Source organism: Sphingopyxis sp. FD7, from assembly GCF_003609835.1.
Lineage (GTDB): Bacteria > Pseudomonadota > Alphaproteobacteria > Sphingomonadales > Sphingomonadaceae > Sphingopyxis.
Window position 1 is genome coordinate 611,829 of record NZ_AP017898.1, and the last position, 22,904, is coordinate 634,732.

Genomic DNA, 22,904 nt, shown 5'->3' on the forward strand with positions numbered 1-22,904 from the left:
CGATGGCGGCCGGGGAAGACAGCATGGCCGAAGCCATGGGTCCGGCGGACATCCGCCGGATTCTGGGCTTGCTGCCGCATCGTTATCCGATGCTGCTCGTCGACCGGGTGGTTTCGATGGTCAAGGACCAGTCGATCCATGCGGTCAAGGCGGTGACGATGAACGAGCCCTTTTTCCAGGGCCATTTCCCCGGTCGGCCGATCATGCCCGGCGTCCTCATCGTCGAGGCGCTGGCGCAGGCGGGCGGCGTGCTCGCGATCGAATCGCTCGGCCTCGCGGGATCGGGCAAGCTCGTCTATTTCATGGGCATCGACGGCGTGAAGTTCAGAAAGCCGGTCGAACCCGGCCATCTGCTCGACCTCAACGTCACCATCCTTCAGGCGAAGCGGAATATCTGCAAGTTTGAAGGGCGGGCGATGCTGGACGGGCAACTCGCGACCGAATGCCAGTTCACCGCGATGATTGCCGATCCGCCGAGCGATTAAACCGAATCCTTCGGCTCTCGCGGTCATTGCGAGGAGCGCAGCGACGACGCAATCTCCAGCCATGGGTCTTGCGCACGACCGATAGCTGGAGATTGCTTCGCTTCGCTCGCAACGACGAGGGCGCAGGTGTTGCATATTCCCCGATTGCCCGGTAAAGGCGCCGCTTCGCGTCCCCGGACGCACAGACTCAAGCTGCTGGTCGGAAACCAGCGGCGCAGGAGCCAGGAAATGAAAAAAGACATTCACCCCGACTATCACATGATCACGGTCAAGATGACCGATGGCACCGAATATCAGACGCGCTCGACCTGGGGCAGCGAAGGCGACGTGATGACGCTGGAAATCGACCCGACCGCGCACCCGGCATGGACCGGCGGCCAGGGGCGTATGCTCGACAGCGGCGGCCAGGTTGCCAAGTTCAACAAGCGTTTCGGCGGGCTGACGCTCAAGCGCTGAGAATCCGTCATCCCAGCGAAAGCTGGGATCGCTGGCGGTTCTTCGGGACGATAGCGGTCCCAGCGTTCGCCGGGACGACGATCACCCCAGAACCTTTGCAAGCGCGCTTTGCCAGCCGGCAAGGCGCGTTTTGCGTTGCCCGGCGTCGATTGCGGGCGTGAAGCGCGTCGCGGTGCCGCGCATCGCCTGCGCCGCGGTCTTGAGGTCGGGGTAAAGCCCCGCGCCGGTCGCGGCGAGCATGGCGGCGCCGAGCGCCGTGCTCTCGACGAAATCGGGCCGCTCGACGGTCAGGTCCAGCATGTCGGCCAGATCCTGCGCCATCCAGTCGTTCGCCGCCATGCCGCCGTCGATTCGGAGTTCGGCCCAGTCGACCCCGTCCGCGGCGAAGGCGGATTTGAGGTCGTGCGCCTGATAGGCCTGCGCCTCGAGCGCCGCGCGCGCGACATGCGCCTTGGTGCTGGCGAAGCTGAGGCCCGAGAGCGCCGCCAGCGCATCGGGCCGCCAGTGCGGCGCCCCCAGCCCCGACAGAGCCGGGACGAGATAGACGCCGCCATTGTCAGCGACCGATCGCGCCAAACCCTCGCTTTCGCCCGCGCTTGCGAGCAGACCCAGGCCGTCGCGCAGCCATTTGATGAGACTGCCCGCGACGAATACCGATCCTTCGAGCGCATAGGAACGGACGTCCCCTTCCTGCACCAGGACCGTCGCGAGCAGACGATTCTCCGAAACCGGCCGCGCCCGCCCGCTCGCTGACAGGATGAAGGCGCCGGTGCCGAATGTCGCCTTGGTTTGCCCCGGCGCCAGGCATGCCTGACCGATTGTCGCCGCCTGCTGGTCGCCGGCCATGCCGCAGATCGGGATCGCGCCGCCGAAGAGGGCGGGGTCGGTCGTGCCAACGGTTGTCGTGCATCCGGTAATTTCGGGGAGCAATCGCATCGGTACGCCGAACAGATCGCAAAGTCCGGCATCCCAGCCGCCCTGACGCTCGATCGCCATCAAGGCCGTGCGCGACGCATTGGTCGCGTCGGTGACATGCACGCCGCCGGTCAGCCGATAGACGAGCCAGGATTCGATCGTCCCGACGGCCAGCCGGTCGCCCGCCTCGCGGAGCTGCGGCCAATGCCGGAGCGCCCAGCCAATCTTGCCGCCGGAGAAATAGGGATCGAGCAGCAATCCGCTCGCCCGCTGCACCATCGTCTCGTGCCCAGCGTCCTTGAGCGCGGCGCAGTCGGCGGCGGTGCGCCGGTCCTGCCACACGATCGCGCGGGCGAGCGGGGCGCCCGTCCGGCGGTCCCAGAACACCACCGTCTCACGCTGGTTGGTGATGCCGATCGCCGCGACACGATCCGGCCCGCCCGCGCGGGCGATCATCTCGCGCGTGCAGGCGAGCGTCGCCTCCCAGATCTCGGCGGCGTCATGTTCGACAAGGCCCGGAGCGGGATAATGCTGGCTTATTTCCCGCTGCGCGCTGCCGAGCGGCGTGCCGTCGGCGCCGAACAGCATCGTGCGGGTCGAGGTCGTGCCCTCGTCGATGACGATGATCTTTTCGGTCACCTATTATCTCCCAAAGCTTTGATGGCGAGCCTGCCAAAGGGCGCCGGTTGGAACAAGAGTTGGAATAAGATTCGCGCGGAGGCGCAGAGCGCGCAGAGAAGAGAATAGGGGGGCGAAGCCGCCGATAACCTCCACTCAAGTTCCTCCGCGTCTCCGCGTCTCCGCGCGAACCAGAATCTCTGCGCCTCTGCGCGAATCCCTGTCTTCCTCCAGCGAAAATGCCGCGCAATTATCTTGCAATGGCGCGCAACCCATGTCATATGATTGTGCAGCGCAGCATGGCGGGCTTATCCGCCGCAACCACCGGCAGCGTGATTTTCCCGCCCCAAAGAGGCGCGGGACGAGCCGGAAGCGCGCTTTGTCCTGAAGAGGCACCCTTTCACGCGGGTCGTTTCGAGCCCGCGGCCCGTGCGCCGTCCGTTCGCGAGCGAACGGATGCGCCTGCGCGTCGCTCTATGTGAGTATTTATGACGACTTTTAATGACTTTGGCCTGCACGCCGACATCAATCGCGCGCTTGCCGCCAAAAACTATAGCCAGCCGACCCCGATCCAGCTTCAGGCGATCCCGGTGCTGAAACAGGGCCGCGACCTGTGCGGCATCGCGCAGACCGGCACCGGCAAGACCGCGGCCTTTTCGCTGCCGTCGATCCACCATCTGCTGACCTGTCCGCACCGCGCCAACCCGCGCGGTTGCCGGATGCTCGTCCTTTCGCCGACGCGCGAGCTGGCGGCCCAGATCGCGCAGAGCTGTCGCGATTACGGCCGTTTCACCAAATTGCGCGTCTCGACCGTGTTCGGCGGCGTGCCGGTGGGCAAGCAGATCCGCGATCTCGCGCAGGGTGTCGACATTCTCGTCGCCACGCCCGGCCGCCTGCTCGACCTCATCGACCAGCGCGCGCTGCGCCTCGACGATGTCGAAATCTTCGTCCTCGACGAGGCCGACCAGATGATGGACATGGGCTTCATCCACTCGCTGCGCCGTATCGCCAAAATCCTGCCGTCGCGCCGCCAGAACCTGTTTTTCTCGGCGACGATGCCCAGGGAGATTGCGGGGCTTGCCGACCAGTTCCTCAACGATCCGGTCACCGTGTCGGTCACGCCGCAGGCGACGACCGCGGAAAAGATCCGGCAGTTCGCCACCTTCGTCGAACAGAAAGAAAAACAGGCGCTGCTCACCTCGGTGATCCAGCGCGAGGACATCGACCGCGCGCTGATCTTCACCCGCACCAAACATGGCGCCGACCGCGTCGTGCGCCACCTGGCCGGTGCGAAGATCAAGGCGATGGCGATCCATGGCAACAAGAGCCAGAGCCAGCGCACCCAGGCGCTCCAGGCCTTTCGTTCGGGCGAGATCAAGCTGCTCGTCGCGACCGACATTGCCGCGCGCGGTATCGACGTGTCGGGGGTCAGCCATGTCATCAACTTCGAGATTCCGAACGTTCCCGAACAATATGTCCACCGCATCGGCCGCACCGCGCGCGCCGGCGCCGAGGGCAAGGCGATCAGCTTCATCGCGCCTGACGAACGGCCCTATATGCGCGACATCGAGCGGGTGACGCGGACCAGGGCCGAACCGATGCCGCTGCCCGACAATTTCGGCGAACTGGTGCGAAGCCTGCCCAAGCCGGTCCAGCCGCCGCGCGATACCGGCAGCAAGGGCCGCAATCCCCAGCGCCAGCGCGAGGAAGCGCTGCGCCAGCGCGACGCGGGGCACCGCGATGGAGGCCAGCCGCGCGGCGAGCGCGGCCCGCGCCGCGACGGTGCGGCAACCGACGGCCAGCCGCAGCGCAAGCGCCGCTTCCACCCGCGCGGCGGCAAGGTCGGCGCGCACAAGGGCGCGGTGAAGCGCGTCGGTTGATGTAAACCGTCATTGCGAGGAGCGACGCGGCAATCCCCAGCGATCGGCCCTAGCTTAGGCTGATAGCTGGAGATTGCTTCGCTTCGCTCGCAATGACGATATTGACGCTATGCCTCGGTCAGCTACCCTCGCATCGATAAGATGACGGGGACACAGGATGAGCGAAAGCCCGACAATCGACACCCGCCAGAGCGAGCGCAAGGTGATCCTGGCCTCGTCGCTCGGCACGGTGTTCGAATGGTATGATTTCTACCTCTATGGTCTGCTCGCGACGGTCATTTCGGCGCAATTCTTTTCCGGCGTCAACGAAACAACCGGCTTCATCTTCGCGCTCGCGGCCTTTGCCGCGGGTTTTGCGGTCAGGCCCTTCGGCGCGCTCGTGTTCGGGCGCATCGGCGACCTTGTCGGGCGCAAGAACACCTTTCTGGTGACCATGGGGCTGATGGGCGCGTCGACCTTCCTCGTCGGCCTGCTGCCCAGCTATGCGTCGATCGGGGTTGCCGCGCCGATCCTGCTCGTCCTTCTGCGCCTTCTGCAGGGCCTCGCGCTCGGCGGCGAATATGGCGGCGCCGCCACCTATGTCGCCGAACATGCGCCCGAGGGGAAGCGCGGGCTGTTCACCAGCTTCATCCAGACGACCGCGACGCTCGGGCTGTTCGCGGCGCTCGGCGTCGTCATCGTCATCCGTTCGGCGATGGGCGAGGCGGCGTTCGCCGACTGGGGCTGGCGCATTCCGTTCCTGATCTCGATCGTCCTGCTCGGCATTTCGCTCTGGATTCGCCTCCAGCTCGAAGAAAGCCCGGTGTTCAAGCAGATGAAGGCGGAGGGCACGACCTCGAAGGCGCCGCTGACCGAGGCGTTCGGGCGCTGGGAAAATCTGAAATGGGTGCTCGTCGCGCTGTTCGGGGCGGTCGCGGGGCAGGCGGTGGTCTGGTATTCGGGGCAATTCTATGCGCTTTTCTTCCTCGAAAAGACGCTGAAGGTCGACGGCGCGACCGCGAACATATTGATCGCCATCGCGCTGGCGCTCGGCACGCCCTTTTTCATCTTTTTCGGCTGGCTCAGCGACAAGGTCGGGCGCAAGCCGATCATCCTGGCGGGCTGCGCGCTCGCGGCGCTCACCTATTTCCCGGCGTTCCAGATGCTGACCGAAGCGGCAAATCCCGCGATGGCAAAGGCGCAGGCGCGCGCGGCGGTGCGCGTCACCGCAGACCCCGGCGCCTGCGCCTTCCAGTTCGATCCCGTCGGCAAGGAAAAGTTCGAAAGCACCGGCTGCGACATTGCCAAATCGGCGCTTGCCAAGGCCGGGGTCAGCTACACCAGCGTGACGCGGCCGCGCCACACGGGCGATGCCGCCGATGTCTGGATCGGCGATCGCGTGCTGATCGCGCCCGAGCCGTGGCGGATCGCCGAAGAAGATCGCGCCGCGGCCATCGAGGCCTTCCGAAGCGAGCTGGCCGCCGCGACCGCCGCCGCGGGCTATCCCGCCAAGGCCGACCCCGACGCGATGAACAAGCCGCTCGTCGTCGCGATCCTCTTCTACCTCGTGCTGCTCGTGACGATGGTCTACGGCCCGATCGCCGCGCTGCTCGTCGAGCTTTTCCCCAGCCGCATCCGCTACACCGCCATGTCGCTGCCTTATCATATCGGCAACGGCTGGTTCGGCGGGTTCCTGCCGACGACGGCGTTCGCGATGGTCGCCGCGACGGGCAATATCTATTACGGCCTCTGGTATCCGGTGATAGTCGCGCTGATCACTTTGGTCGTAGGCCTGCTGTTCCTGCCCGAAACCTTCCGCCGGTCGATCCATCAATAGCGGATATTGACGTCGGGAGGGCGTGCGCTAGGTTCCCCTCGGCCTTGAGGGGGGCTGGATGAGCATCGACGACGACCTGGATTTCGATCCGCCGCCACCGCCGCGGCGGCCCTTTTTCCGGCGCAAGCGCGTCCTGATCCCGCTCGCGGTGCTGGCGGCGCTCGTCGTCGGTTTCCTGCTGCTCCTGACCCCCGACACCGACCGCGCGGCGATGATCGCCAAATATGGCGGGGCGGACGCCGCCTTCGCCGCGGGGCCGGCGGGGCAGCGCATCCACTACCGCGATCAGGGGCGCCGCGACGGCCCCGCGATCATCCTGCTCCACGGATCGAACGCGAGTCTGCATACATGGGAACCGCTGGTGAATCGGCTGGGCGGCGATTACCGCATCGTCACGCTCGACCTGCCGGGGCACGGACTGACCGGCGCGATCCCCGGCCGCGACTATAGCGCGTCGGCGATGATCGATGCGGTCGATGTCGTCGCGGCAAGGCTGGAGCTCGACCGGTTCATCCTCGGCGGCAATTCGATGGGCGGCTGGATCGCGTGGCGCTATGCGCTCGAACACCCCGCGCGCGTCGATGCGCTGCTGCTGATCGACGCCGCCGGAATGCCGCTTCGCAAGGGCGAGCGGCCACCCGAATCGAACGTCGGTTTTCGCCTGCTCGAATATCCCCTGGGCCGCTGGCTCGCGACGCGGATCACCCCGCGGATGCTTGTCGAACAGTCGCTGCTGGGCTCGGTCGAGAAGCAGGACATCGTCGACGAAGCGATGATCGACCGCTATTGGGAATTGCTGCGCTTCCCCGGCAATCGCGCGGCGACGGTGATCCGCGCGCGGACCAGCCGCGAGCCCGAAATGGCGGCGCGGGTGGGGGAGATCAGGGCACCGACGCTGATCCTGTTCGGCGACCGGGACCGGATCATCAACCCAAGCGCGGCACAGACTTTCCACGAACGCATCGCGCGGTCGGAGGTGCTGCTGCTGCCGGGTATCGGGCATCTTCCGATGGAGGAAGCGCCCGACGCGACCGCCGCGGCGATCGCCGACTTCCTCAAGCGGCGGCTTGCAATACGGGCGGCTGATCCAGAAACGCGCTGACCCGCGCCGCGACGGTCGCGGCATGGGTGAAGGGAAAGAGGTGCGAACCCGGCACCACTTCCAGCACCGCGCCGTCGATCAGGTCGGCGATCGCCTGACCGTGGCAGGCGGGCACGACGCCGTCGCGCTCGCCCATCAGCACCAGCACCGGCACATCCTTCAGCCGCGGCAGCATTGGCGCACTCGTCCACCCCGCCATCGCCATCGACTGATAGGCGAGGCCGAGCGGCGTCGCCGTCGGCAGTTTCAGCCCGCTCGCGAGCATGTCGTCGTCGAGCAGCGCGGCCCAGCCGATCCCCGGCGCGCCGACGCTGGGCGTCGTCGCCATCAGCACCAGGCGGCGGACGCGCCCCGGAAACTGGATCGCGATCTGCTGCGCCAGCGCGCCGCCCCAGCTGAAACCCGCAATGTCGAGCGCCGTGTGACCGAAGCGCCCGGCGATCTCCATGACGACCGCCGCCATCGTCGGCGCGGCATAGGGGAGCAGCGCATCGGGCGAGGCGCCGACCCCCGGCATGTCGAGCGTCCACACCTCGCGCCCGTGCATCTGCGCGAGCAGCGGCGCGGCGGCGGCGATGTCGGCGCCGATGCCGTTGAGGAACAGCAGCGGCGTGCCGGGCGCGCCTTCACGCCAGCGCGCGATGCGCAGCGTCAGTCCATAGACATGCTGGGTGCTGATGGCCGGGCGGCCGCCGATCCTGCTCATGCAACGCGCCCTGGCACAAGTCGGTGACGCATGAAAGTCCGCCCTTCCTTGCATTCGTCATCCCGGCCTTCGCCGGGATGACGGGTAAGAAAATCAGGCGCCGTCCTTTGCAGCCGCCGCCGCCTGTTCATAGCGCAGGCAATCGAAAATCTTTGCGCCCGCCAGAAATACCGCGCCGGTGCAGGCGAGCATCAGCAGCTTGCCGCCAAGCCCCGGATATTCGTGCAGATAGGCGGACCCTCGCGCCATCGCCCCGACGGCGAGTGCATAGATGATGAGGCACGCCTCAAGGCGGGTCTTGATGACGAACAGGCGGCCGATCTTCTTGAGCATCGTCAGTATCCAAGCAAACGCCATGCCAGCCGCGCGAATCCGGGATTCGCCGAGCGGCGGAGATGGTAAATTGTAAATTAACCCGACAGGAGAAGGCAAGGGACGAGGGTTTGGGGTGGGGGGAGCGGCCGTGCCTCCCCGTTCCGGGGAGGATCGCGACGGCTGCAATCGGTCGATACCGCCAGCCCGTTTAACCCCTGTGCGCGAACCAGATGATGTGCCGCGCGCCCTTGCCGCCTGCGCGGGCCCGTACGCCGACCTCTTCGACCCTGAACCCCGCCCCTGCCAGCCGCCGGGCGAAGCGCGCGTCGGGCGCCGCCGACCAGATGGCGAGGGTGCCGCGGGGCCGCAGCGCGGCCTTGGCGGCGGCGAGGCCCGCGGGCGAATAAAGGCCGTCGTTCGCGGCGCGCGTCAGCCCGTCGGGGCCATTATCAACGTCGAGCAGGATCGCGTCATAACGCCCGCGTCCCTCCGCAATGACGGCCGCCACATCGCCGATGACCAGATCGACGCGCGGATCGTCGAGGCAGCCCGCCGCCAGTGTGGCCATCGGCCCGCGCGCCCAGCCGATGATCGCGGGGACCAGTTCGGCAACGGTGACTTCTGCGTCGGGGCCAAGCGCGGCGAGCGCGGCGCGGAGCGTGAAGCCCATGCCATAGCCGCCAATCAGCAGGTGGGCGTTTGCCGTGCTCGCCAGCCGCTCGCAGCTCATCACCGCCAGCGCCTCTTCGGAACCGCTCATGCGGCTGCTCATCAGCTCATTGCCGCCGATCGCGATGATATATTCGTCGCCACGCCGGAACAGGCGAAGCTCCTCGCCGCCGGGCACGGGGGCGGTGTCGATCAGCTCGCGAATCTGCAAGTCGCGTCAGCCAAGCTCGGCGAGGTCTAGCGCGTCGAGGAGCGCGGCCCGCGCCTTTCGCACATCGTCGAGCAGCGCCGCCGAAGCGAGGTCCGCAGGCGCGATCGCCTCCGGCCAATGCGCCGCAACCACCGCGGCGATCCGGTCGAGCTTCCCCTCGTCGGCGATGAAGCGCGGATCGACCGTGGCGGGATCGGCGACGACGCGCAGCCGAAGGCACGCCGGGCCGCCGCCGTTCGCCATCGATTGCCGCACATCGACGGGCAGCAGGCGGCGGATCGGGCCATTGCCGACGATCATCTCCTCCAGCCAGCTCCACACCGCGGGGGTTTCGCGCGCCTCGGTCGGCAGCACCAGCGCCATGCCGCCTTCGGGCAGGCTGACAAGCTGGGCGTTGAACAGATAGGATTTGATGGCGTCGGGCAGGCTGACGGCGCTCGCGGGCACCTCGACGATTTCGACCGCGGGAAAGGCCGCGCGGATTTCGGCGTGCGCGGCCTCGCGATCCTCGAACGCGGTTTCGTGGGTGAACAGCACATGCTCATTCGCGACTGCCACCACGTCGTTGTGAAAGGCGCCGCCCTGGATCGCCGTGTCCGACTGACGAATGAAGAGCGTGCGCGCCGGATCGAGCCGGTGGCGCCGCGCCACGGCCTTCGAGGCGTCGAGATGCTGGCGCGCGGGAAAGCGGCCGCCGCTTAACCCATAGACAAAGATTTCAACGCCCGCGCCGTCATGGCCGCTGCACAGCCGCATATGGTTCGCCGCGCCCTCGTCGCCGAAGGGGGCGGGTATCGGCGCATGCACGGCAAAGGAGGGGTGGGCAAAGGCCAGGCGAAGCTGCGCCAGCGTCCCCGGCCATTCGTGGCTGCGATGCGGCATGGTGACGAGGTTGGCGACGGTGAGGTGGCATTTGCCGTCGGCGCAGTCGGGTGCGGGCGAGACGGTCGCCGCGTTCGCCGCCCACATCGACGAGGCCGACCAGGCCTGCGCGCGCAAATGGCCCTCCGCCGCTTCGGGCGAGGTGCCAAGCTGGGCAAGCCATGGCGCGTCCGGGCGGTCGAGCGGCACGAAAAAGCCTTGCGGCAGGCCAAGCGCGAGGTTGTGGCGCATCTTCTCTAGGCCCTGCAGCGCGGCGGCGCGCGGCTGCGACACGTCGCCCGCATGGCTCGCCGAGGCGATATTGCCGCGGCTGAGCCCGGCATAATTATGCGTCGGGCCGATGATCCCGTCGAAATTGATTTCGGTGAGCATGAAAATCCCCTCTCAAACCCCTCCCCTGAAGGGGAGGGGCTTTCGTCATCGTCCGATCCAGCTGATCGCGTCGCCCTTGCCGACACTCAATATCCGCGCGGCGTCGGCGTCGATCCGGCCCTCGGCATCGACCTTGCCGAAACAGCAGCGGAAATCCGCCAGCCGCCCCGTTGCGATCAGCGCATCCTCGCCATCTTCGGCAATGCCCGCCACCTCGACATGCTTTGCGTCGCGAATGCTCGCCACCTGGTCGGTGCGCGCGGTCATCGTCGGGCCGCCGTCGAAAATGTCGATGTAATTTTCAAAGGCGAAGCCCTCATTCTCCAGCATCCGCATCGCGGCGCGCCCGGTGGGGTGCGGAACGCCGATCACCGCGCGCGCGGTTTCGGGCAGCATCGCGATATAGACCGGATGCTTGGGCATCAGGTCGGCGATGAACTGGTTGCCATGGACCGCGTTGAACTGGTCGGCTTCCTGAAAGCTCATCCCGAAAAACTTGCCCGCGACCCCGTCCCAGAAGGGCGAACCGCCCGCCTCGTCGATCACCCCGCGCAGCTCGGCCAGGATACGGTCGGCGAAGCGCGCCCGGTGGCGGGCGATGAAAAGATAGCGCGAGCGCGCGAGCAGCAGCCCCAGCCCGCCGGCGCGCGCCGCCGGGTGCAGGAATAATCCGCCGACTTCGCTGGCGCCGTTCAAATCGTTGCTCAGCATCAGCACCTGCGCGTGAAAGGTGCGGCCCAGCTGTTCGCTGTGCTTGCTGTCGGTGCCGATGCGATAGGAATAAAAGGGCCAGCGCTGGCCGACCTGGCCGAAAATCTGGCAGGTGCCGCGCACCTCGCCGCTGTCGAGATCCTCGAGCACCATCAGATACAGTTCGTCGGCGGGATATTCCTTTTCCGACGCAAAGCTCGCCTCGGCGCGTTCGAGCTTGGCGCGCAGCGCTTTCTTGTCGGGGGGCAGGTTGGTGAAACCGCCACCCGTCAGTTTCGCCATTTCGTAAATGCTTTGCAGATCGCCCGGCTTGGCCGCCCGGATCACATAATTCACACAGTCCCCCGTTCCGCTATTCGCAACATGGTCAGCGCCGACAGCCGCGCGCGTTCGGCAAGGCTGCCCGTGATCAGAAATTCGTCCGATGAATGAATCGCGCCGCCGCGCGGGCCCATGGTGTCGACCACGGGGATGCCGCAGGCGGCGATGTTGTTGCCATCGCACACGCCGCCCGTCGCTTTCCAGGCAATGTCGATGCCCAGCGCGGCGCCGCATGACCGAACCAGCTCGAACAGTCGCGTCGCGGCGGGGTCGAGCGGCTTCGGCGGGCGATTGAAACCGCCGTGAATGTGGCAATGCACGTCATGTTCGCGCGATACCGCTGCGACCGCGGCGCGCAGCGCGCTTTCGGCTTCGGCCATCGCTTCGGGGGTGGAGGGGCGCATATTGACGCGCAGGATCGCGCTGTCGGGGACGACATTGTTCGGGCCGCCGCCGTCGATTTTCGCGGGATTGACCTTGAGCGACGGCGATTTGAGCTTCGCGAGCCGCAGCGCCAGATCGGCCGCCGCCAACAGGGCGTTGCGGCCGTCGTCGGGATTGCGCCCGGCGTGCGCCGACAGGCCATGGACGATCACCGAAAAATTGCCGCTGCCCGGCCGCGCGCCGGCCAGCGTGCCGTCGGGCAGCGCGGGTTCGTAGGTGAGCGCAGCGGTCTTGCCGCGCGCCAGCTCGGCGATCAGCGCCGCCGAGGCGTGACTGCCGGTCTCTTCGTCGCTGTTGATCAGCACGTCATAACCGACGCGGCTTGCCAGCGGCGCGCTTTCGAGCGCGGTCAGCGCGGCGAGGATCACCGCGATCCCGCCCTTCATGTCGGCGGTGCCGGGGCCGTTCAGCACCCCATCCTCGAGCCATTTCAGCGTCTGGAACGGATGGTCGGCGGCGAACACCGTGTCCATATGGCCGGTCAGCAGCAATTGCACCGGCGCCTCCGGGCGCACGCGAAGGTGCAGATGGTCGCCGCGCTGGACGATATTCACTTGCCCTGCGGCATCGACGCTCTCGACCGGATCGGGGGCGACGAGCCGGACCTCGCCGGGCAAGGCGGCAAAGGCGTCGGCGAGCTGACCCGCGACCGCCTTCAGCCCCGCCAGATTTCCCGTGCCGCTGTTCACCGCCGCCCAGCGTTCGACCTGCGCCAGCATCGGCGCATCGGCGGCGCGTTCGAGCGTCGCCTCTTCGGTTGTCGTCACGGATGCCATGGCGCGGCTATAGCGAGCGGCGCGCCGCTTTGGCACCCCCGCCTGCGATTTTCTCGCCGTCATGCCCCGCGTGGCTGGTTTCGGATGCGGGATCGGTTATGGCGCCCCGGAATATCGCGAATCGCAAGGCGTTAACCGAACCTTGGGGACCGGGGCCTAGGCTGGCTGCAAACTGATGAGTGAGCCGATGTCCGTCGCCTTTGTCCTTGGCATCAACATGTCCGTCGCCGGCCTGATCGCCGCGGCGTTCGCCGTGGTTGCGGCGACGAACCGGACGGCGCGCGGCGCGTGGTGGCTGGCGGCGGGGAGCGCGCTGGGCATCGTCAACGTCGGGCTTGAGTTCCTGTTGACGCGCCAGGTCGATCCGATCCCCATCGGCATCAGCATTTTCCTGGTCTTTCTGATGGCGCAGAGTTTCGCACTGATCGGCGTCGCGTCGCATTACCGCGTCGCGCCGCCATGGGTCGCGATCGCGGCGATCTGGGTGCTGACGATCCTGGCGGTGCCGGTGATATTCAGCCTGCCCTATGGATCGTCGCCGCGACTGACGCTGTATCAGCTGCCCTATTTCGCGATGCAATCGCTCTTCGCCATCGTCATCCTGCGGTCGGGGCGACGGCAGGCGCTCGACCTGTTGCTGATCGCGCTTCAGATCGTTGCGGCGCTCATCTATCTGGCGAAGCCGCTGATCGCGGCGGTTGTCGGCACCGCGAGTTCGCCGCAAGGCTATATCGCGTCGACCTATGCGGCGATTTCGCAAAGCGGCAGCGTCGTTGCACTGATGGCGATCGCGCTCGTCCTGTTGCTGGTGATGATGCGCGATACGACCGCCGAAATCGTCGCGCGATCCGAAACCGATCCGCTGTCGAGCGTGCTCAACCGGCGCGGATTCGAGCAGCACGCCGGGATGGCGCTGCTGCGCGGCGGCGAGACGGCGGTGCTGATCGCGGCCGACCTCGACGATTTCAAGACGATCAACGATAGCTTCGGCCATGCCGCGGGCGACGGCGTGATCGCGCATTTTGCCGCGATGCTGGTCGACGCCGCCCCCGCCGACGCCATCGTCGGCCGCATAGGCGGCGAGGAGTTTGCCGTGCTGCTGCCCGATGCGATGCTGTCGGACGGGCGCATCTATGCCGAAAAGGTGCGCACCGCCTTTGCCGCGGCGCGGCTGCCGGTGCTGGGAGTCGACCGCGGCTTTACCGCCTCGTTCGGCGTCGCGCAGCGCGGGGCCGAGGATTCGCTGTTCGACCTGCTGCGCCGTGCCGATACCGCGCTTTATCGTGCCAAGGCAGGCGGGCGGAACCAGGTTCGCGTCGCGCTGGGCGAGATGGTGCCGACGTCGGCGGTGGGGGTCGGGGCGGCGTGACCGCGAAATCGGGCGGATCGCTGACTCATATTTTCTTCGTCATCCCGGCGAAGGCCGGGATCTCGCCGGTGCGCAAATACGAGAGGGCGAGATCCCGGCCGTTGCCGGGATGACGGGGTAGAGAGGGATGTTCGGCGCAACCGCCCACGCCTCAGAGCATCGTGCGTTAGAACAGCGCGCGTTTAATCTGAGCCATCTTTCCGCTCGACACGAACGGAATTGAAGCGTTGCCGATTTAGCGCACGACGCTCTAAATCCGCATCATCCCCAAATCCGTTCGTGCTGAGCTTGTCGAAGCACCGTCCTTCTTCTTGCGGTGCAAAAAAGAAAGAACGGCCCTTCGACAAGCTCAGGGCAAACGGTTCATATTTAAGGCTCGCCGCTCTAAACCCCCAACAGCGGGATATCCTCCTCCCGCGGCGGGGCGGCGTCGAAGCCGGGCAGGGGAGCAAAGTCTTCGTCGCTGAGCACGACCGCCGCGAGTCCGCCAAGTTTGAAATGGCCGAGCCGTGGTTCCTCGTCCGCCCGCCAATTCTTGCCCAGGTTGAGCGCGCTGACGAAAAGGTCGCCGTGCCGTTCGAACAACAGATGCGGCGCAAGCGTCAGCGACTGGCCGTTATATTGCGCCGTCACCAGTTTTTTGCGCGCGATGGCTTCCATCAATTTCAGTCGTGTGTCGTCCATGAGTCCGGTCGTTTGGGGAGATGTCTTTTTCGTTGTGCAGTGCAACCTAACCTACGCCGTCGGGCTTGAAAAGCGCCCATTGCCAATCGAAACCAATCGCGGCATAGGGCGGCTGCCCTTTCCTCCCCGGGTCCACGGGCGCAGCCGCGCCGACCAGAGGGTGATAGCATGACCGAATATCTCGACCGCTCCGGCCTGTCCGTCGATTCGCGGCTGGCCGATTTCATCGAGCAGCGCGCGCTGCCGGGAACGGGGCTGGACGCTGCGCGCTTCTGGGCCGACTTCGCGGCCTTGCTCGGCAGATTCGCGCCAGAAAATGTGGCGCTGCTGGCGAAGCGCGAGGATTTGCAGACGCGGATCGACGCCTGGCATCAAGCGCGAGAAGGCCAGCCGCACGATCCCGCCGCCTATCAGGCCTTCCTCACCGAAATCGGCTATCTCGTTCCCGAACCCGCGCCGTTCCAGATCGGCACGGCGAACGTCGATCCCGAAATCGCGACGATGGCCGGGCCGCAACTGGTCGTGCCCGCATTGAACGCACGCTTTGCGCTCAACGCCGCCAATGCGCGCTGGGGCAGCTTGTACGATGCGCTTTACGGCACCGATGCGCTTGACGCGCCGCCCGCGAAGCCCGGTGGCTATGATGCGGAGCGCGGCGCGGCGGTGATCGCGCGCGCCAAGGCGTTCCTCGACGAAGCGGCGCCGCTGGCGTCGGGCAGCTGGGCCGACTGGCAGGGCGGCCAGCTGGCGCTCGCCGACCCGGCGCAATGGGTCGGCAGCAAGCCCGGCGGCATCCTGCTCCGCCACAACGGCCTGCATATCGAACTGGTGATCGACCCCGACAGCCCCATTGGAAGGGCCGACCCGGCGGGAATCGCCGATGTCGTGCTGGAAGCGGCGCTGACGACGATCATCGACCTGGAAGACAGCGTCGCGGCGGTCGATGGCGAGGACAAGGCGCTCGGCTATGCGAACTGGCTGGGGCTGATGCGCGGCGACCTCGCCGAAAGCTTCGAGAAGGGAGGCAGGACCGTCACGCGCGCGATGGCCGCCGACCGCCAATGGACCTCTCCGTCGGGCGAGCCGTTCACCCTCCACGGGCGCAGCGTGATGTTCGTGCGCAACGTCGGCCATCTGATGACGACGCCGATGATCCGGCTGCCCGGTGGCGCCGAAGCGCCCGAGGGGCTGTGCGACGCGGTCATCACCAGCCTCTGTTCGCTCCACGACCTCAAAGGACTTGGAACCCTGACGAACAGTCGCGCGGGCAGCATCTATATCGTCAAGCCCAAGCAGCATGGGCCCGAGGAATGCGGTTTCACCAACCGGCTGTTCGACGCGGTCGAGGATATGCTGGGGCTGGCGCGTCACACGATCAAGGTCGGGGTGATGGACGAGGAGCGCCGCACCAGCGCCAATCTTGCGGCGTGCATCCATGCGGTGAAGGACCGGATCGTTTTCATCAACACCGGCTTTCTCGATCGCACCGGTGACGAGATCCACACGTCGATGCGCGCGGGGCCGATGATCCCCAAGGGCGAGATGAAGGCGAGCGACTGGATCGCCGCCTATGAGGACCGCAACGTCCGCATCGGGCTGGCCTGCGGCCTGTCGGGCAAGGCGCAGATCGGCAAGGGCATGTGGGCGATGCCCGACCTGATGCGCGCGATGCTGGAGGCAAAGATCGGCCATCCCAAATCGGGCGCGAACACCGCCTGGGTGCCCTCGCCCACCGCCGCGACGCTGCACGCGCTGCATTATCATATGGTCGACGTGTTCGCGCGGCAGCGCGAGATTGCGGGCGAAGCGGTGCCGTCGCTGGACCGGCTGCTGGCCATTCCCGTTGCGGCGGGGCGCAACTGGAGCGAGGCGGAGATTGCCCGCGAGCTCGACAATAATTGCCAGGGCATATTGGGTTATGTCGTGCGCTGGATCGACCAGGGGGTCGGCTGTTCCAAGGTGCCCGACATCGACGATGTGGGGTTGATGGAGGATCGCGCGACGCTGCGGATCAGCAGCCAGGCGCTCGCCAACTGGCTGCTCCACGGCGTTTGCACGCCCGCGCAGGTCGATGCCGCGCTGGCGCGGATGGCGGCGAAGGTCGATGCGCAGAATGCGGGCGACCCGCTATACGAGAAGCTGACGCCGGATGGCGTCGCGTGGCAGGCGGCGCGGGCGCTGATCTTTGAAGGCGTGACGCAGCCGTCGGGCTATACCGAGCCGTTGCTGCACAAATATAGGCAGATGAAAAAGGCGGGGTGAGCGGCGGGTTGCGAAGCTCGCCTGCATCGTCATCCCGGCGAAGGCCGGGATCTCGCCCTCTCGGTTTTACGCTCCGGCGAGATCCCGGCCTTCGCCGGGATGACGGCTGAAATGATGGGGAATCCACCCCACAACAGGCACAGCGAGCGGCGTTCCTAAACCCGCGCCATAACATCCAACACGCGCGCCGCGAGCCAGTCGGCGTCGTCGCCTGCAAAGCTGTGCGACGCACTCGCCAGGCGTTCGACGGGCAAGCGCGTCAGCATCGCCGGGCAGTCGGCGGCGAAGGCCTGCGCGGTGCGGTCGCCGGTCGCGAGCAGGATCGTCGCGGGGATGGCAAGACGCCGGGCCGCCGCATCGAGGCGCGCGGCGAGGCTGTCCGGCGCGGCGGCGGGCTTCGGGCGGCGCAGCGCCGCAAGGCCGCGGCGCAGCTTGGCGAAATCGACCTCGCCACGCAGCAGGCGCAGCAGGCTTTCGGGATCGGCAAGCCGCGACAGGTAGCGCGCGCGGATCGCCGCGGCGGGGGGTAGCGCGGGTTCGTCGGCGGTCTCCGCCGCGGCCTCATAGGTCCAGGGATTGGCGAGGATCAGCGCGTCGAGCGGCAGCGGCTGGTGGAGGAGCAGCGCGCTCGCCGCGTCGCAATTGCCGAAGGCGGCGACCCGCTCGACATGCGGTGCGGCGTCGCGGAAGGCGGCGATCGCGGCGGCGATGTCGGACGCGCTGCTTTCAAAGCCGCCGTTCACCCCCTCGCTGTCGCCGATGCCGCGACGGTCGAAGCGGAACACCGGATAGCCTGCATCGGCGATGCGCGCCGCAAGCATCGCCATGCCGCGATGCGCGCCGCTGCGGATTTCATTGCCGCCCGAAACGATGAGCAGCCCGGTGGTTCCCGGCGCCTCGTCGAGCGTGGCGGCGAGCGCGGCGCCTTCGCAGGTGAAACTCAGCTGATGCCGCATGACCGGCTCCATGCCGCAATGTCGGCGGCGATCGCGTTGGCCATGGCGGCGTCCTCACCAGGCTCGGCGCGCAGCCACAGCGGCGTGCCCGCGATCCCGCCTTCGCCAAGCGGAATGCTGCGCAGCGGTTCGACGGGTTGCGCTTCGACCGCGCCAAGCTGCGAGATCATCGCGGGCGAGAGTGCATTTCCGGCGAGGAGCAGCGGCGCGGTGGCGGCTTCCGTTTGCAAGCTTTCGAGCGATGAGGTCAGTCCAGCCTCGCGGTCGGCGCTGACGCGCGCGCGCATCAGGGTGCGGAGCAGGGACGCGCCGCCGACGGGGGCGAGGCGCCACCAGGCGGTGGCTTTCGCATGGTGGTCGATGAGCGCGCCGCCACGGACCGACGCGACGATGACGGGCCCGTCGATCTCCGCGACAACGGCGGCAAGTGCGTCCTGCCACTGGTCAAGATCGACATTGGCGAGCGGGACAAGGCTCTCATTCTGGCCGGGCAGGTCGGGTAGCAGCGCCGCGAAACCGTCCGCGGCAAGCGCGCGCATCGCGAGCACCAGCGTGCGGCGGGTGCGGTTGGCTTCCTCGAACAGCGGCGGGACGAAGATGATCGTGGCGCGCGGCTGGTCGGCCGGGTCGATGCGGAGCTGATGTTCGGGGGCGTGCCCGGTCATCCACCTCACTCCGATCATCATCCCGGCGAAGGCCGGGATCTCGCCATAGCCGAAAACGCGACGGCGAGATCCCGGCCTTCGCCGGGATGACGGTGGAGGGTGGTATCGGTGTCTGTCAACCGGTCACCTTGCGCGTCACGAAGGCGAGCAAATTACCATAGGTTTCAAAGATTTCGCCGTCGATCTCGTCATCGTCGATGAGGATAGCGAGGCGGTCCTCCATCTCGGTGAGCACCGTCGCGACCGCCATCGAGTCGAACTCGGGCAGCGCGCCGAACAGCCCGCTGTCGTCGGCGAGCGCGGCCGCGCGGTCGGCGCCGAGACCGAGCACGTCGGCGAGCAGCGCGCGGAGGGCGGCATCGACGCCCGATGTTTCGGAGACGGAATCGGTCACTTGTCTTTCCTCAGCAGCGAACGGGCAAAGGCCTTCAACGCCGGTCCCCATGCCGCGACGCGCGACGGATTGAAAGCCTCGATGTGCCACAGGGGATCGTGGCGGTTCATCCAGTCGCGCTTATAGGCATCGTTGCCGGTGCCGAAATCGACCCGGCGGACGCCGTCGACTTCGATCACATGGCGGAACAGCGCGGCCGAGAGCAGGGTGCCGGGCGAGGCTTTCAGACTGTCCTCGACATGCGCGAGCTTGTGGATGAAGGCGGTGCCGCCCTCGACGGTCCAGAACTGCGCCGCGACGGGCACATGGTCGATGCGCGCGATCCCCATGCGCAAGGTGCCGCGCGCGCCCTCCATTTCGGCAAAGGCGCGGAGCAGGGCGGGGTGTCCTTCTTCGGGTTTCCAGCTCGCGGCGTAGATCTGTTCATAGGCGGCCCAGCTCCCGGGATCGAACTCGGTCAGCAGCTGAATATCGACGATGCCCTTTTTCGCCTTGCGCTGGACGGTGCTGCGCAGCGCGCCGGGGCGGCTCGCCCACCAGGCGGCATGGTCCATCTCGCCGAGGTCGAGCCAGTGGCGATCGCCCGCGGGGGTGGCTTGCACCCACCAACCGGCGGCGCGCAGCGCCGCGGCGATCCGGTCATGTTCGCCTTCGAGCACGGGATGGAGCGACAGGCGGGCGGCCTCCGCGCGCAGGCGCCTGAACAGGTCGGCGAGCGCCGCTGGCCGACCCTCGGTCCCGCTGAACAACGGTCGGATCGCGAAGCTGTACCAGTTGGTGAGGCCAGCGAGATGGCCACCCTTTTCGCGCCGTAGCGGCAGCAGCGCCGTGGCGGCGGCGCTCGAACCCCTGGCATCGACGCGGCCCTTGCCCGCAAAACCATAGGCTTCGAGCAGGTCGAACCATTCGGCGCGGTCGAAAGGCGAGGCGAAGTCTGCGGCGCGCGCCGCATCGTCATTAGCCTGATCTTCACCGTTCCCTTGCATGGTGCGCCCCTCTATCATCCCACCCCTAACAGCCGATGACCAAGCCCCAAAATCCCGTGTCGCGTCCAATTGACCATCTCGCCCGCTGCGGCGCGGCGGACGCGACTGCGCTGCTGACCGGCGAGCGGAGCACGACCTACGCCGAACTCGATGCAGGCGTGGGACGGCTTGCCGCGTGGCTGCGCGAACAGGTCGGCGATCCGGGCGAACGCGTCGCGAGCTGGAGCGCCAAGACGCGGCTCGCGTGCCTGATGCCGCTCGCCGCGGCGCGCGCGGGGCTGATCCACGTGCCGATCAACCCCTTGCTCAAAGGGCCACAGGCGCAGCATATCCTGGCCGACAGCGGGGCGAAGCTGCTCGTCACCAACGCGGCGCGCGCCGAGGCGCTGGGCGATGGGCTGTCCGCCGGCTGCGCGCTGCATGATCTGAAGGCGGCCGAGCAAGCCATTGATTCGGGGGCGGAGGCTTTGCCGCCGTCGAAGGCCGACCCCGATGACCTTGCCGCCATTCTCTATACCAGCGGTTCGACCGGGCGCCCCAAGGGGGTGATGCTGAGCCACGCGAATCTGTGGCTCGGCGCCGAAAGCGTCGCCACCTATCTGAAGCTGGCGCCAGCCGACCGCGTGCTCGGCGTGCTGCCCTTGAGCTTCGATTATGGGCAGAATCAGCTGTTGTCGAGCTGGTATGCGGGCGCCGCCGTGGCGCCGCTCGACTATCTGACCGCGCGCGACGTCGTGAAGGCGGTGGCGCGGCACGGCGTTACGACGCTCGCGGGCGTACCGCCGCTGTGGGTGCAGCTGGTCGAGGGCGACTGGCCTGCCGACACAGCCGCGTCGCTCAAGCGCCTGACCAACAGCGGCGGCGCGCTGACGCCGTCGCTGATCGACGCAATGCGCCGCACTTTCCCCGCCGCCGACATCTATCCGATGTACGGGCTGACCGAGGCCTTTCGATCGACCTGGCTGGAGCCCAAGTTCGTCGCCGACCATCCGACATCGATGGGGCGCGCGATCCCGCACGCCGAAATCCTTGTCTGCCGCGACGACGGCACGATCACCGCCGACGAGGAGCCGGGCGAGCTGGTGCATTGCGGCCCGCTCGTCGCGCATGGCTATTGGCGCGACGCCGCACGCACGGCCGAGCGGTTCCGCCCCGCGCCTGCGGCATCGCATTATGGCGGCACGGCGGTCTGGTCGGGCGATACGGTGCGGCGCGATGCGAACGGCCTCCTCTATTTCGTCGGCCGCGACGATGCGATGATCAAGACCGTCGGCAACCGCGTCAGCCCGACCGAGATCGAGGACGCCGCGATCGCATCAGGGCTGGTTTACGAAGCGGTCGCGTTCGGCATTCCCGATGCGCGGCTGGGCGCGGCGATCATATTGATCGTGCGCGGTAAGGGCGGACGCGCGGACGAGGACGGGCTTGCCGCCCATCTTCGCCAGACCCTGCCCAATTTCATGCAGCCGCAGACGATCGAATGGCGCGACGCGCTGCCGCGCAATCCCAACGGCAAGCTCGACCGTGTGGCGATCGCCGCCGATTGGGCGAAGGCGGTGGCGGCATGAAGCCGCACGGGCCGATCCCGCCCGGTTTCCGGGCCGATCCCGACGGGATGCTGCTGATCGGCGGCGACCGCGCCGAATCGCTCGCCGACGCGGCGGGCGACACGCCACTGTTCGTCTATGACAGCGCGATGCTGAGCGCGCGCGTCGCCGAATGGCGCGCGGCGATGCCCGCCGCCGTGCAGCTTCATTATGCGATGAAGGCCAATCCCTATCCGCCGCTGCTCGCCTTCATGGGCGGGCTGGTCGACGGGTTCGATGTCGCGTCGGGCGGCGAGCTCAAGGCCGCGCTGGCGAGCGGGATGGCGGCCGAGCACATCAGCTTCGCCGGGCCGGGCAAGCGCGACCGCGAGCTGGAAGCGGCGATGGTCGCGGGCGCGACGATCAATCTCGAATCGGCGGGCGAGGCGGAGCGCGCGCTGGCGATCGCCGACCACCTCGGCGCGACGCCGCGGCTTGCGGTGCGCGTCAATCCCGACTTCGACCTCAAGGGATCGGGGATGAAGATGGGCGGCGGCGCCAAGCCCTTCGGGGTCGACACAGCCGCGGTTCCGGCGCTCGTCCGCCGCCTGATCGACGCGGGCGCCGACTGGCAGGGCTTTCATATTTTCGCGGGATCGCAGGCGCTTGACGCCGCCGCCATCGCCGAAACACAGGCGCAGACGGTCGCGCTCGCGGCGCGGCTCGCCGACGCGATCGGCGCCGCGCCGCCGCTCGTCAACCTGGGCGGCGGGATGGGCGTGCCCTATTTCCCCGGCGATACGGCGGTCGATGCCGCAGCGGTGGGAGAGGCGCTCGGCGCGACGCTCGCCGCGCGCGGCGCCGTGCTGGCGGAGAGCCGCTTCGCGATGGAATTGGGGCGTTGGCTCGTGGCGGAGGCGGGCGTCTATCTGACGCGCATCGTCGACCGGAAGGTCAGCCACGGCGAAACCTTCCTCGTCACCGACGGCGGGCTGCACCACCAGCTTGCCGCGAGCGGCAATTTCGGCACCGTCATCCGTCGCAACTATCCGATCGCGGTGGCCGGCGCGTTCGGCCGCGAAGCCGTCGAGACCGTCTCGGTCGTCGGTTGCCTCTGCACCCCGCTCGACCGGCTGGGCGACCAGGTCGCGCTGCCGCGCGCCGGGGTCGGCGACCTCATCGCGATCTTTCAGGCGGGGGCCTATGGCGCCAGCGCCAGCCCGGCGGCGTTTCTGGGGCAGGGACCGGCGCGCGAGATGCTCGTATAGCCGCGAAGATGTCCCTGATCGGGACATATTTGCAAGCGTGTGAGCCAAACATATGCCAATACTAACATTATGTTCACCCTTTTCGCGCAATGGCGGAGGCTGACTCAATGGCTGT

General features: G+C 67.4%; 21 protein-coding genes. 9 read left to right on the forward strand and 12 right to left on the reverse strand.

Annotated elements, in window-relative coordinates:
- The first annotated feature begins 23 nt into the window (after positions 1 to 23).
- Together fabZ and rpmE are read left to right on the forward strand one after the other, a co-directional pair.
- Positions 24 to 485, forward strand: a complete 462-nt coding sequence (fabZ, locus tag SPYCA_RS02870; RefSeq protein WP_120218859.1) for a 3-hydroxyacyl-ACP dehydratase FabZ — start codon at positions 24 to 26, stop codon at positions 483 to 485.
- A 228-nt stretch (positions 486 to 713) separates the two neighbouring features.
- Positions 714 to 941 carry a 50S ribosomal protein L31 gene (rpmE, locus tag SPYCA_RS02875; protein ID WP_011542237.1) on the forward strand — a complete coding sequence of 76 codons (228 nt, stop codon included), beginning with the start codon at positions 714 to 716 and terminating at the stop codon, positions 939 to 941.
- Between the two features lie 81 nt (positions 942 to 1,022).
- Here the strand turns inward: rpmE and SPYCA_RS02880 are convergent, their stop codons facing one another.
- Positions 1,023 to 2,495 (reverse strand): glycerol kinase, encoded by a 1,473-nt coding sequence (locus SPYCA_RS02880; protein ID WP_120218860.1) that lies wholly within the window; start codon positions 2,493 to 2,495, stop codon positions 1,023 to 1,025.
- Positions 2,496 to 2,962: 467 nt separating this feature from the next.
- Between SPYCA_RS02880 and SPYCA_RS02885 the strand changes: the two genes are divergently transcribed.
- The 3 genes from SPYCA_RS02885 (at position 2,963) to SPYCA_RS02895 (ending at position 7,272) form a co-directional block, all read left to right on the forward strand.
- Positions 2,963 to 4,354, forward strand: a complete 1,392-nt coding sequence (locus SPYCA_RS02885; RefSeq protein WP_120218861.1) for a DEAD/DEAH box helicase — start codon at positions 2,963 to 2,965, stop codon at positions 4,352 to 4,354.
- 157 nt (positions 4,355 to 4,511) lie between these two features.
- Positions 4,512 to 6,170: an MFS transporter gene (locus tag SPYCA_RS02890; protein ID WP_120218862.1), complete on the forward strand. Its 1,659-nt coding sequence runs from the start codon at positions 4,512 to 4,514 to the stop codon at positions 6,168 to 6,170.
- A gap of 58 nt (positions 6,171 to 6,228) precedes the next feature.
- Complete coding sequence (locus SPYCA_RS02895) at positions 6,229 to 7,272, forward strand: alpha/beta fold hydrolase (RefSeq protein ID WP_120218863.1); 1,044 nt, start codon at positions 6,229 to 6,231, stop codon at positions 7,270 to 7,272.
- On the opposite strand, the gene SPYCA_RS02900 is transcribed toward SPYCA_RS02895, so the two are convergent.
- The 6 genes from SPYCA_RS02900 to SPYCA_RS02925 all read right to left on the reverse strand — a co-directional run bounded on the left by SPYCA_RS02900 (position 7,226) and on the right by SPYCA_RS02925 (position 12,679).
- Positions 7,226 to 7,978 carry an alpha/beta fold hydrolase gene (locus SPYCA_RS02900; protein WP_120218864.1) on the reverse strand — a complete coding sequence of 251 codons (753 nt, stop codon included), beginning with the start codon at positions 7,976 to 7,978 and terminating at the stop codon, positions 7,226 to 7,228. The genes SPYCA_RS02895 and SPYCA_RS02900 overlap by 47 nt on opposite strands.
- A 93-nt stretch (positions 7,979 to 8,071) precedes the next feature.
- Positions 8,072 to 8,311 carry a hypothetical protein gene (locus SPYCA_RS02905; RefSeq protein WP_120222116.1) on the reverse strand — a complete coding sequence of 80 codons (240 nt, stop codon included), beginning with the start codon at positions 8,309 to 8,311 and terminating at the stop codon, positions 8,072 to 8,074.
- A 190-nt stretch (positions 8,312 to 8,501) separates the two neighbouring features.
- Complete coding sequence (locus SPYCA_RS02910; protein ID WP_120218865.1) at positions 8,502 to 9,173, reverse strand: MnmC family methyltransferase; 672 nt, start codon at positions 9,171 to 9,173, stop codon at positions 8,502 to 8,504.
- Positions 9,174 to 9,179: 6 nt separating this feature from the next.
- Positions 9,180 to 10,427, reverse strand: coding sequence for an N-succinylarginine dihydrolase (locus SPYCA_RS02915; protein ID WP_120218866.1), 1,248 nt, complete (start codon positions 10,425 to 10,427; stop codon positions 9,180 to 9,182).
- Between the two features lie 45 nt (positions 10,428 to 10,472).
- Positions 10,473 to 11,474 (reverse strand): arginine N-succinyltransferase, encoded by a 1,002-nt coding sequence (locus tag SPYCA_RS02920; RefSeq protein WP_120218867.1) that lies wholly within the window; start codon positions 11,472 to 11,474, stop codon positions 10,473 to 10,475.
- Positions 11,471 to 12,679, reverse strand: a complete 1,209-nt coding sequence (locus SPYCA_RS02925; RefSeq protein ID WP_120218868.1) for a hydrolase — start codon at positions 12,677 to 12,679, stop codon at positions 11,471 to 11,473. The genes SPYCA_RS02920 and SPYCA_RS02925 overlap by 4 nt, the downstream gene beginning before the upstream one ends.
- Before the next feature lie 187 nt (positions 12,680 to 12,866).
- Here SPYCA_RS02925 and SPYCA_RS02930 point away from each other — a divergent pair, with 187 nt between their 5' ends.
- Positions 12,867 to 14,048, forward strand: a complete 1,182-nt coding sequence (locus SPYCA_RS02930) for a GGDEF domain-containing protein (protein ID WP_120218869.1) — start codon at positions 12,867 to 12,869, stop codon at positions 14,046 to 14,048.
- Positions 14,049 to 14,432: 384 nt separating this feature from the next.
- Here SPYCA_RS02930 and SPYCA_RS02935 read toward each other — a convergent pair whose 3' ends face one another.
- Entirely contained in the window at positions 14,433 to 14,732 is a 300-nt protein-coding gene (locus SPYCA_RS02935) for a hypothetical protein (RefSeq protein ID WP_120218870.1), read from the reverse strand.
- Positions 14,733 to 14,900: 168 nt separating this feature from the next.
- On the opposite strand from SPYCA_RS02935, the gene SPYCA_RS02940 reads away from it, so the two are divergent.
- On the forward strand, positions 14,901 to 16,994 hold the full coding sequence (locus SPYCA_RS02940; RefSeq protein ID WP_120218871.1) for a malate synthase G: 2,094 nt from the start codon (positions 14,901 to 14,903) through the stop codon (positions 16,992 to 16,994).
- 155 nt (positions 16,995 to 17,149) lie between these two features.
- On the opposite strand, the gene SPYCA_RS02950 is transcribed toward SPYCA_RS02940, so the two are convergent.
- The 4 genes from SPYCA_RS02950 to SPYCA_RS02965 form a co-directional block, all read right to left on the reverse strand.
- Positions 17,150 to 17,950, reverse strand: a complete 801-nt coding sequence (locus SPYCA_RS02950; RefSeq protein ID WP_120218872.1) for a hydrolase 1, exosortase A system-associated — start codon at positions 17,948 to 17,950, stop codon at positions 17,150 to 17,152.
- Positions 17,935 to 18,615: a hypothetical protein gene (locus SPYCA_RS02955; protein WP_120218873.1), complete on the reverse strand. Its 681-nt coding sequence runs from the start codon at positions 18,613 to 18,615 to the stop codon at positions 17,935 to 17,937. The genes SPYCA_RS02950 and SPYCA_RS02955 overlap by 16 nt, the downstream gene beginning before the upstream one ends.
- 115 nt (positions 18,616 to 18,730) lie before the next feature.
- A complete protein-coding gene (locus tag SPYCA_RS02960; protein ID WP_120218874.1) occupies positions 18,731 to 19,009 on the reverse strand; it encodes a phosphopantetheine-binding protein in 279 nt (92 codons plus the stop codon).
- Positions 19,006 to 19,995 carry a GNAT family N-acetyltransferase gene (locus SPYCA_RS02965; protein ID WP_120218875.1) on the reverse strand — a complete coding sequence of 330 codons (990 nt, stop codon included), beginning with the start codon at positions 19,993 to 19,995 and terminating at the stop codon, positions 19,006 to 19,008. The genes SPYCA_RS02960 and SPYCA_RS02965 overlap by 4 nt, the downstream gene beginning before the upstream one ends.
- Before the next feature lie 35 nt (positions 19,996 to 20,030).
- Between SPYCA_RS02965 and SPYCA_RS02970 the strand changes: the two genes are divergently transcribed.
- Together SPYCA_RS02970 and SPYCA_RS02975 are read left to right on the forward strand one after the other, a co-directional pair.
- Positions 20,031 to 21,563 carry an acyl-CoA ligase (AMP-forming), exosortase A system-associated gene (locus tag SPYCA_RS02970; protein ID WP_120218876.1) on the forward strand — a complete coding sequence of 511 codons (1,533 nt, stop codon included), beginning with the start codon at positions 20,031 to 20,033 and terminating at the stop codon, positions 21,561 to 21,563.
- Positions 21,560 to 22,789 carry a pyridoxal-dependent decarboxylase, exosortase A system-associated gene (locus SPYCA_RS02975; protein ID WP_120222117.1) on the forward strand — a complete coding sequence of 410 codons (1,230 nt, stop codon included), beginning with the start codon at positions 21,560 to 21,562 and terminating at the stop codon, positions 22,787 to 22,789. Before SPYCA_RS02970 ends, SPYCA_RS02975 begins: the two co-directional genes overlap by 4 nt.
- Positions 22,790 to 22,904: the final 115 nt, after the last annotated feature.

Excerpts from the sequence above, each read along its gene's own strand:
- fabZ (WP_120218859.1), top strand. The coding sequence starts at position 24 with ATGGCCGAAGCCATGGGTCCGGCGGACATCCGCCGGATTCTGGGCTTG.
- rpmE (WP_011542237.1), top strand. The coding sequence starts at position 714 with ATGAAAAAAGACATTCACCCCGACTATCACATGATCACGGTCAAGATG.
- SPYCA_RS02885 (WP_120218861.1), top strand. The coding sequence starts at position 2,963 with ATGACGACTTTTAATGACTTTGGCCTGCACGCCGACATCAATCGCGCG.
- SPYCA_RS02890 (WP_120218862.1), top strand. The coding sequence starts at position 4,512 with ATGAGCGAAAGCCCGACAATCGACACCCGCCAGAGCGAGCGCAAGGTG.
- SPYCA_RS02895 (WP_120218863.1), top strand. The coding sequence starts at position 6,229 with ATGAGCATCGACGACGACCTGGATTTCGATCCGCCGCCACCGCCGCGG.
- SPYCA_RS02900 (WP_120218864.1), bottom strand. The coding sequence starts at position 7,978 with ATGAGCAGGATCGGCGGCCGCCCGGCCATCAGCACCCAGCATGTCTAT.
- SPYCA_RS02905 (WP_120222116.1), bottom strand. The coding sequence starts at position 8,311 with ATGCTCAAGAAGATCGGCCGCCTGTTCGTCATCAAGACCCGCCTTGAG.
- SPYCA_RS02915 (WP_120218866.1), bottom strand. The coding sequence starts at position 10,427 with ATGCTCACCGAAATCAATTTCGACGGGATCATCGGCCCGACGCATAAT.
- SPYCA_RS02925 (WP_120218868.1), bottom strand. The coding sequence starts at position 12,679 with ATGGCATCCGTGACGACAACCGAAGAGGCGACGCTCGAACGCGCCGCC.
- SPYCA_RS02930 (WP_120218869.1), top strand. The coding sequence starts at position 12,867 with ATGTCCGTCGCCTTTGTCCTTGGCATCAACATGTCCGTCGCCGGCCTG.
- SPYCA_RS02935 (WP_120218870.1), bottom strand. The coding sequence starts at position 14,732 with ATGGACGACACACGACTGAAATTGATGGAAGCCATCGCGCGCAAAAAA.
- SPYCA_RS02940 (WP_120218871.1), top strand. The coding sequence starts at position 14,901 with ATGACCGAATATCTCGACCGCTCCGGCCTGTCCGTCGATTCGCGGCTG.
- SPYCA_RS02950 (WP_120218872.1), bottom strand. The coding sequence starts at position 17,950 with ATGCGGCATCAGCTGAGTTTCACCTGCGAAGGCGCCGCGCTCGCCGCC.
- SPYCA_RS02955 (WP_120218873.1), bottom strand. The coding sequence starts at position 18,615 with ATGACCGGGCACGCCCCCGAACATCAGCTCCGCATCGACCCGGCCGAC.
- SPYCA_RS02965 (WP_120218875.1), bottom strand. The coding sequence starts at position 19,995 with ATGCAAGGGAACGGTGAAGATCAGGCTAATGACGATGCGGCGCGCGCC.
- SPYCA_RS02970 (WP_120218876.1), top strand. The coding sequence starts at position 20,031 with ATGACCAAGCCCCAAAATCCCGTGTCGCGTCCAATTGACCATCTCGCC.
- SPYCA_RS02975 (WP_120222117.1), top strand. The coding sequence starts at position 21,560 with ATGAAGCCGCACGGGCCGATCCCGCCCGGTTTCCGGGCCGATCCCGAC.